Annotated in this window: 8 protein-coding genes; 5 read left to right on the top strand and 3 right to left on the bottom strand. The window is 41.6% G+C overall.

Going from position 1 to position 8945, the window contains the following annotated elements; genetic code table 11:
• Positions 1 to 298 (bottom strand): helix-turn-helix domain-containing protein (locus T530_RS14045; RefSeq protein WP_156011600.1); only part of this gene is annotated, 298 nt, incomplete at its 3' end.
• A gap of 186 nt (positions 299 to 484) precedes the next feature.
• Between T530_RS14045 and T530_RS0109155 the strand changes: the two genes are divergently transcribed.
• From T530_RS0109155 to T530_RS0109140, 4 genes are all read left to right on the top strand, one after another.
• The gene (locus T530_RS0109155) at positions 485 to 2308 is read left to right on the top strand and encodes an alanine--tRNA ligase (RefSeq protein ID WP_027728749.1); all 1824 of its coding nucleotides are present in this window, start codon (positions 485 to 487) and stop codon (positions 2306 to 2308) included.
• Between the two features lie 80 nt (positions 2309 to 2388).
• Positions 2389 to 3480 carry a peptidyl-prolyl cis-trans isomerase gene (locus T530_RS0109150; RefSeq protein WP_027728748.1) on the top strand — a complete coding sequence of 364 codons (1092 nt, stop codon included), beginning with the start codon at positions 2389 to 2391 and terminating at the stop codon, positions 3478 to 3480.
• A 1-nt stretch (position 3481) separates the two neighbouring features.
• Positions 3482 to 3952, top strand: coding sequence for a transcription antitermination factor NusB (gene nusB, locus T530_RS0109145; protein ID WP_027728747.1), 471 nt, complete (start codon positions 3482 to 3484; stop codon positions 3950 to 3952).
• Complete coding sequence (locus tag T530_RS0109140) at positions 3930 to 5780, top strand: hypothetical protein (RefSeq protein WP_027728746.1); 1851 nt, start codon at positions 3930 to 3932, stop codon at positions 5778 to 5780. Before nusB ends, T530_RS0109140 begins: the two co-directional genes overlap by 23 nt.
• 33 nt (positions 5781 to 5813) lie before the next feature.
• Here the strand turns inward: T530_RS0109140 and T530_RS0109135 are convergent, their stop codons facing one another.
• Complete coding sequence (locus tag T530_RS0109135; RefSeq protein WP_027728745.1) at positions 5814 to 6086, bottom strand: co-chaperone GroES; 273 nt, start codon at positions 6084 to 6086, stop codon at positions 5814 to 5816.
• Between the two features lie 241 nt (positions 6087 to 6327).
• Between T530_RS0109135 and T530_RS0109125 the strand changes: the two genes are divergently transcribed.
• On the top strand, positions 6328 to 6960 hold the full coding sequence (locus tag T530_RS0109125; RefSeq protein ID WP_027728743.1) for an adenylate kinase: 633 nt from the start codon (positions 6328 to 6330) through the stop codon (positions 6958 to 6960).
• 194 nt (positions 6961 to 7154) lie between these two features.
• Here the strand turns inward: T530_RS0109125 and T530_RS0109120 are convergent, their stop codons facing one another.
• Positions 7155 to 8831: a formate--tetrahydrofolate ligase gene (locus T530_RS0109120; protein WP_027728742.1), complete on the bottom strand. Its 1677-nt coding sequence runs from the start codon at positions 8829 to 8831 to the stop codon at positions 7155 to 7157.
• Positions 8832 to 8945 lie beyond the last annotated feature (114 nt).

The following is an 8945-nucleotide window of genomic DNA, read 5'->3' as shown; positions in this document are numbered from 1 at the left end:
CTACCTTCCATCTCTTAACTGTGGAAGGGGATATGTGATATTTCATGCTAAGGGAATTTATTGAGGCTTTTTTTCTTATTTCTGCCTTAACCTTTTCCTTGAAGGCTGTTTCGTATTTCGAATGAGAACTTCTGGTTTTCAGACCTGCCTCTCCGTGATATTGGTAAAGTTTTACCCAATCCAAAATTACTGAGGAATGAATACCCATCCTTTCTGCTATTACATGTAGTTCTTCATCATGTTTTAAATACATCTGAACTACAGATAATTTGAAATTTACATCGAATTTTCTTTGCATTTTTCCTCCAAAAGTGTCCAACTTTTGGGGTTCAGTTCAGTTGCGACTAGGAGCGGCGACTCGCTCCTATATTTATTAAATATGTAAGTGAAATGACGAGTCGCCTAACTTCCGCAAAAGCGGAAGTTTTTACGAAAAAGGCAGGGTAATTAACATTTATAGAAGAATTCAATATAATTACCCCTTATGAACGCTAACGAGTTACGCTCAAAGTATATTGAGTTTTTTAAAAGTAAAAATCATGTTGAAATTTCAGGACAGTCTTTGATTCCTGAAAACGACCCTTCAGTTTTGTTTACAATGGCGGGAATGCATCCGCTTGTTCCTTATCTTCTTGGTGAAAAGCACCCTGCGGGAACCCGTCTTACTGACTACCAGAAATGTATCCGTACCGGCGATATTGAAGAAGTAGGTGACCCTGCTCATCTTACCTGTTTTGAAATGCTGGGTAACTGGTCTTTGGGCGATTATTTCAAGAAGGAATCAATCGCATTTTCTTACGAATTTTTGACAAGCCCAAAATGGCTGGGGCTTGATCCTAAAAAGATTTCTGTAACTGTTTTTGCAGGTGACGAAAATGCTCCTCGCGATGAAGAGGCTGCTGGTTACTGGAAAGAAAACGGAATGCCAGAGGATAAAATTGCTTATCTTCCAGCTTCTGATAACTGGTGGGCAGCAGGTCCAACTGGTCCTTGCGGTCCTGATACAGAAATTTTCTACTGGGTTGGCGAAGGTCTTCCTCCTGTTGGCTCTAACAAGGGTACAGACAGCGCAAACTGGATGGAAATCTGGAATAATGTATTCATGCAGTACAACCGCGTAGACGAAAAAACTTTGCTGCCTCTTGAAAAGAAAAACGTAGATACAGGTATGGGACTTGAGCGTACAAACTGTATCCTGCAGGGAAAGACTTCGGTTTATTTGACAGAAGTTTTCCAGCCAATCATTCATACTATTGAAATGCTTTCCGGCTATACATACGGCACTGACGAAGAAAAAGATAAGTCTGTCCGCATTATTGCTGACCACACACGCTCTTCTGTATTCATTTTGGGAGACCAGCGTGGTGTAACTCCAGACCGCGTAGGTGCTGGTTACGTTCTTCGCCGTCTTATCCGCCGTGCAGTTCGCCACGGAATGAAGCTTGGAATTGAAAAAGACTTTATGGCAGAAGTTGCTGCAACTGTAATCGGAAACTTTAAGGAAGCTTATCCTGAACTTGAACAGAATAAGGAAAAGGTTTACCGCGAGCTTACTGCAGAGGAAGCTAAATTCCGTCTTACTCTTAAGAAGGGTGAAGCAGAATTCCAGAAACTTCTTCCAAACCTGATGAAGAACCCTAAGAAAATCATCAGCGGTAAAGTTGCTTACAATCTTTACGAAACATACGGATATCCTCTTGAGCTTACACAGGAGCTTGGTGCAGAAAACGGATTTACTGTTGACGTTGAAGGCTTTAAGGAAGCTGAACGCAAGCATCAGGAAGCTTCTAAAACTGTAGACGCAGGAGCTGCTAAGGGTGGTCTTGCTGAACAGTCTGAAGTTACAACAAAATATCACACTGCAACACACCTTTTGCAGCAGGCTCTGGTAAACGTTCTTGGAGACCAGGTTGCTCAGAAAGGTTCAAATATCAACAACGAGCGTATGCGCTTTGACTTTACTTTCGAGCGTCCTATGACTAAGGAAGAAATTCAGAAGGTTGAAGACATCGTAAACGAAAAGATTAAGGAAGACCTGCCTGTTACTATGGAAGTTATGCCTCTGGATAAGGCTAAGGCTGAAGGTGCCCGCGCTCTCTTTACCAACAAGTATGGTGAAGACGTTAAGGTTTACACAATCGGCCGCGACGTTCACAATGACTGGTTCAGCAAGGAAGTTTGTGGTGGACCTCATGTTCAGCACACAGCTCAGATTGGTGACTTCAAGATTCAGAAGGAACAGTCAAGCTCAGCTGGCGTTCGCCGTATCCGTGCGGTAATTTCTGGCGGATTGCCGTTGGATAAATAAGTCGGCAAGGCAAGCATAGCTTGTAACTTTTTACCTGTAAAAATGTTAAAAAAGTATAAAACTATAATAAGGAAAAATAAATGAAAAAATTAGCCCTAGTTTGTTTTATGATGCTTTCTGCCTTTGGCGCTGCTTTTGCTCAGTCAGATTTGCAGCCTCTGGCAATTGTAAAACTTAATAAAAATAAGAGTGAGACTGTTACTGTAAAACAGGTAAAATCTCGTGTTCTTCCTTACGAAAAGCAGCTTGGCCGCAAGCTTACTGTTGATGAGCGCAAGCAGGTTTTGAACACTATTATTGAAGAAAAATTGATGCTTCAGGCAGCTGTTCAGGATGGCATTTCAATTCCAGACAGCGCTGTAGATCAGTATTTTGTTCAGGGAATGAGCCAGCAGCTTGGCGTAAACGTTTCCGAAAAAGAACTTGATGACATCGTTAAACAGACTCAGGGTATGAGCCTTGATGAACTTTTGCAGAAGCAGGTTGGAATGAACAAAGTTGATTATAAGGCAACTCTTAAAAATCAGCTTATGATTCAGCAGTATGTTGTAAAGGCAAAGCAGGCTGAAATTCAGGCTGTTGCTCCAACTGATGAAGAAATCCGCGCTTTCTATGACAGCAACAAGGCTTCTTTTGTATGGAATGATATGATGAAGTCTTTCCTCGTAATCGTTCAGAAGGGTGATAATATTGACGCTTCACGTCAGAAGGCAAATGATTTGAGAAATCAGCTTAAAGACGGAAAAATCACAAATGAACAGCTTGTAGCAAAATCTAAGGAAGAAAACTCTGGTTTCCAGGCTGGAGATTTGCTCTTGCAGAAGACAGAAGCTATTGCAGCTCGTCTTGGTTATTCATTTGCTGACCTTCGTGACCTTTTCGGCCAGAAAGAAGGCTTCATTACAGACATTAAAGAAACAGCTCAGGATTTCCGCTTCTTCAAAATCGGTAAAAAATATGATGCTAAAATGCTTGGTATCGGCGATGTAGTTCAGCCTGATACAACAATCACAGTTTACGATTATATCCGCGGTAACCTTGGACAGCAGAAGCAGATGCAGTTTGTTCAGATGGCTGCACAGCAGCTTGCAAATTCTTTAAATACCCCTGAAAATGTAGATATGAAAAAGAAAGACGCTGCTTTGGATAAGCTTCTTTCTTGGGAGAACTAGAGTGTCCAGAAGAAAAGGAAGAATACTTGCTTTCCAGGTTTTGTTTTCCTGGGAAGCTACAAAAAGTTCTTTGGATGATTTACTGAATTTTTCATGGCTTCAGAAGGATTCTGAATTTACTGCAAATCCTGAAACTGAAGCTGCTGTTGCAGAGGTAAAGGAAAGTTCCAAAGAAGAGCAGACTTTTGCAAGCCTGATTGCATCTGGAACTGTAGATCATATTTCAGAAATTGATGAGATGATTAAAGCTCATCTTACTAAGGACTGGTCGCTTGAGCGCATTAATAAGGTAACTCTTGCAATCCTGCGAACAAGCATTTACGAAATGAAGTTCCAGACTGGTTCAACACCGCAGATTGTTATTGATGAAGCGGTTAAGATTGCAAAGGATTTTGGCACTGACGATTCCTATAAATTTATTAACGCTGTGCTTGATAAAATAGGAAAAGATGAAGCTTCTAAAAAAGATTAAATCTGTTTTCAATCTTTTAATTCTCTTTTTAATTTTGTTCTGTCTGAGTGCCTGCCGCATGAAGGCAGAACAAAAGTCTTTAACCTACCGTTTAGAAATTATTGATTCTTTAATCGCGCAAAATCAGAAAAAACAGGCTTTTAAAGAGCTGAAAAAGGTTCAGAAAAAAGCTGTGGATTCCTGGTCTTATCTTGGTGTCTACAAGCGCTATCTTCAGATTGCCCAGAATGAGCCGGCTGAAAAACTGATTAAAAAGGCTGTTAAGCGCCATTCAAACAATCCTGAGCTTCTGGCTGTTTATTCCAAATATCTGATTAATAACGGTCGCTATGATGAAGCTGAAAAGCTGGCGGAAAAATTAAAGAATACAAAATACGGCTCTGTTTATTCGGAGATTTATCTGCGCAAGGCTTTGCAGAAAAATACTTCGGAAGATGCCTTTACTTATTTTATAGATCAGCCTTTCTTTCAGATTTTCTTTGATGCATATAACGGAAGTAAAAATCCCTTGTGGCTGAAAAACTGTGCCGTTCACATGCTTTATACTGGTGAACTTAAAAAGGCTGCTTCATTAAATCCGGAATTTTATGCAGATGCTGACGACGCTTACTTTTGGGCTACAGTTTTGTACGACGGCGGAGAATATTACGATTCTATCAATGCCGTTGAAAAATCAAAGCAGTTTTTGCGTGACTACCAGAACAGTAACCTTTATCGTGTAAGCCAGATTGCTCAGATTGCCCTTGAATCTGATTCCTTTATGGCTCTTTCTGATTTTGAAGGAGCGGAAAATATCCGGCAGGAAATTATTCCGACAATTTTTGACCTTCCTAAAAAAGAGGGCGATGACAGCCTTATTCCTGTTATTATGGTAAACAGTGCTTTATGGGCTCAGGGATTAAAGGATGCTGATGCAGAGGCTGACCTTCTTTTTGATATTGTTACCAATTACCCGGATTTTGTGCCTGGCTTGATTTTGTATGCAGATTTTGCCTATGAATCAAGTCTTGAGCGGGAAGAAGATGATGAAGTTAAGGCTTTAAGAAGGGCAGGAATATCTTCTCTTGCAATGGAAAAGTATGATAACCGCAGAAAGATTCCTTTGAGCGATGCCCTTTATAGAATTGATTTGTGCCTGACAAAAGGGCCTGAGCCTTATCTTGAAATGGAAAAACTTGACCTTGAATATAAGGCAAACCGAAATATAACTGAAAAAGAAAAGACCCGAGATTTGTGGACAATTCTTGAACGCAATTATGTTGAAGGTGAAAAATACAAGGAACTTCTGGTTCAGTATGCGCTGAACTTTTTGCTGAGAACCAAGCAGACAGAAGATGCCTATAATCTTTTTGACAAATACATTTACGACAGGTATGGCTTTAACGATAAGGAAGGATTTTTTGTTCAGTTTGCCGAGCGCGTAAAGGAAATCAATCTTCCAATGGCGGAGTTCGGCGGATATTTCAGCTGTCTGACTAAGAATTTTTCTGAGGCACTGAGAATCTACGAATTCTGCGTGTATGAAAGCGGCGGAATTACCTCTGACGGGCAGATTTCTACCCGGGTTGGCACTGCTGCCTGCATGAACCTCAGTGACATGTACTTTGCTAACGGCGAAAAGCAGAGGGCAATGGATTTATATGGAAAGACTGCAGGACGTGAAGTAAACAATAAGCTTAGAAGTGATATATTTTTCAGGCTGGCAAATATTTATGTTTCGGAAGGGGATAATAAAAATGCCCTCCGTTCGGCTGACTACGCTTACAGCATAGATAACGAAAACGAAAGGGCACTTCTTTTACGCACGAAACTGCGTGTCATGCAATAAAGTTATGTCATTATCGGGCTTGACCCGATAATCTTATTCGATTACAGCGATGATGTCGCTCATCTTGAGGATGAGGTGATCTTCTCCGTCGATTTTTACCTGTGTTCCAGAATATTTATCATACATGATGCGGTCTCCAGCTTTTACTGTGATTTTTACATCATCAGTACCTGGACCAACTTCAACTACAGTTGCAGTCTGAGTTTTTTCCTGAGCAGCCTCAGGAATGATAAGTCCACTTGCTGTTTTTGTTTCTGCCTTGTCGTTTTTAACAAGAACGCGATCTGCTAAAGGTTTAACTTTCATTTTCTATATATCTCCAAAAAATTAAGTTGTTTTTTATATTACTATTAAAATAATAAGAAAACCTAAAAAAGGCAACAAAAATGCTCTCGCAGAAACCGTGATTTGTTCCGCCGAGAACGCTCGCCGCAAGCTTTGCTTGCTCTGCAGTGCTACACAAATCACGAAGCCTGCTACGCATTTTTTCTTCCAAATTTTCAGTTTTAACTATATAATAATATAATTAAATATATAGGAGACATAAATGAACAATTTCATTTTTTTAGGCCCACCGGGAGCTGGTAAAGGCTCGTTGGCTGTAAAAGTTGCAGAAGACTACAAAATCCCACATATTTCTACTGGCGATATTTTCCGTGCAAATATTAAAAATCAGACTCCTCTTGGAGTAAAGGTTAAGGCTATCATCGATTCAGGTTCTTTGGTAAGTGATGATTTGACTTGCGAACTTGTAAAGGATCGCCTTTCTCAGCCTGACTGCAAGAACGGATATATTCTTGACGGTTTCCCTCGCACAATTCCTCAGGCAGAAATGTTCACAAAGATTTGTGACGATGTAAAGGTTGTAAACTTTGAAATTAAGGACGAAATCGTTATCCGCCGTCTTTCTACACGCCGTGTATGTAAGGCTTGTGGCGCTAACTTCAACGTTCTTACTCTTCCACCAAAAGTAGAAGGCGTTTGCGACAAGTGTGGCGGCGAACTCTACCAGCGCGATGACGACAAACAGGAATCTATCCTTCACCGTATGGACGTTTACCGCGAGCAGACAGAACCTCTTATTAAGTTCTACCGCGACAAGGGAGCAATCACAGATTTGGATGCTTCTATTGAAACTGATGTACTTCTTGGAAAGTTCAAAGAGATTTTTAAGAAGTAAGATAGACTTTCAATAAAAAAAACAGCGCGAGGGAGAGTTGTGGATTACAAAAACACTCTATTTGTGGCTGCCGCGTGAGCGGCAGGTTCAATAGTTACTTTACCACAAATAGCGTGTAGCGCGATATCGCGCGGTTTTGGAATCAACAACTCGACTGGAAGCTGTTTTTTTAATTTTAAACTAATCTTATTTAATTAGAACAATCCTGTAATTTTTCCGTCGTCATCAACGTCGATGTTGAGGGCAGCTGGGGCTTTTGGTAAGCCTGGCATTGTCATGATGTCACCTGCCAACGCTACTACGAAGCCTGCGCCGGCGTAGAGCTGAACGTCGCGGACCGGGAAAACAAAGCCTTTTGGCGCTCCGATTAATGTCGGGTCGTGGCTGATTGAGTTCTGAGTTTTTGCAATGCAGACCGGAAGCTTTCCGTAGCCCTGTTCTTCGAAAGTCTTGAGCTTTTTCAATGCGGCGGAGTCAAAATCTACGCGTTCTGCGCGGTAAATCTCTTTTGCAATTGTTTCAATCTTCTTTGTGAGAGGAAGATCATCCTGGTAAAGGTGCTTGAAGGCTGCCTTTCCGCTGTCTGCAAGTTCTGCGACTGCTTTTGCAAGCTCCTGAGTTCCGTTTCCGCCTTTTTCCCAGCCTTCGCTGAGTACGGCTTTTGCACCAAACCTTTCGCACAAATCCTGTAAAAGTTTAATTTCTTCGTCGCTGTCTGTAATGAATTTGTTTACGGCAACAACGCTTGGAAGTCCGAATTTTGCAATGTTTTCTATATGAGTCTTAAGGTTTTCAAAGCCTTTTTCCAGTGCTGCTGTATTTGGTTGAGCCAGGTCAGTTTTTGCTACGCCACCGTGCATTTTGAGGGCGCGGATAGTTGCAACAATTACAACTGCATCCGGTTTAAGTCCTGCCGAGCGGCATTTAATGTCTAAGAACTTTTCTGCACCCAGGTCGGCTGCAAAGCCAGCTTCTGTAACTACGTAGTCGCCGGTTGCAAGGGCACACATTGTTGCGTTTACGCTGTTACAGCCGTGGGCTATGTTGGCAAAAGGTCCGCCGTGAACAAATGCAGGATTCTTTTCCAAAGTCTGAACAAGGTTTGGTTTGATTACGTCTTTTAGAAGAGCTGCAACAGCGCCTGTGCATTTAAGCTGTCCGAAGGTTACGTTCTCTCGTGCGTAGTTCTGACCGATTACAATGCGGTCAATGCGCTCTTTAAGCTCGCTGATTGTTTTTGAAAGACAGATGATTGCCATGATTTCTGAGGCAACTGCGATTGTAAAGTGGTCTTCTCGAGGAACTCCCTGAAGACGTCCGCCAAGTCCAACGATAATGTTGCGCAAAGAACGGTCGTTCAAATCCATACAGCGTTTCCAGCTGATTGTGCGCGGGTCAATTCCCAGCTGATTTCCCTGCTGAATATGGTTATCGATTAAGGTTGCAATAAGGTTGTTTGCAATTGAGATTGCGTGAATGTCGCCTGTAAAGTGCAGGTTGATGTCTTCCATCGGGACAATCTGGGCATAGCCGCCGCCACAGGCACCGCCTTTTACACCGAAGCAAGGTCCAAGGCTTGGCTCGCGAAGGGCTACTACGGTTTTCTTTCCGATTTTATTAAGTCCGTCTGCAAGTCCGATGCTAACTGTTGATTTTCCTTCGCCTGCCGGGGTAGGAGTGATTGCAGTTACAAGAATAAGCTTTCCTGGTTTTTCGGAAGCCTTTTTCTGCAAGGTTTTTAATTCTTCAAAAGTGATTTTTGCTTTGTATGGTCCGTAGAGTTCAAGCTTGTCTTCTGCAATTCCGATTTTTGCAGCCACATCCTTGATAGGAATCATTACATTTTTCTGTGCAATTTCAATATCTGTCATGTATGCATTTTATAGTAAATAAGAGCTTCTTTCAACGGATTGTGTTTGACTAGATATTGCGGCGAAGGTATAATCTAAGAACATTTTAAGATAACAGAGAATTATGGAATTCGG

Origin of the sequence: Treponema sp. C6A8 (assembly GCF_000619925.1) — a bacterium.
Classification (GTDB): domain Bacteria; phylum Spirochaetota; class Spirochaetia; order Treponematales; family Treponemataceae; genus Treponema_D.
Note: the sequence above shows the minus strand (reverse complement) of the source record. Positions and strands in the feature narration are given on the sequence as shown.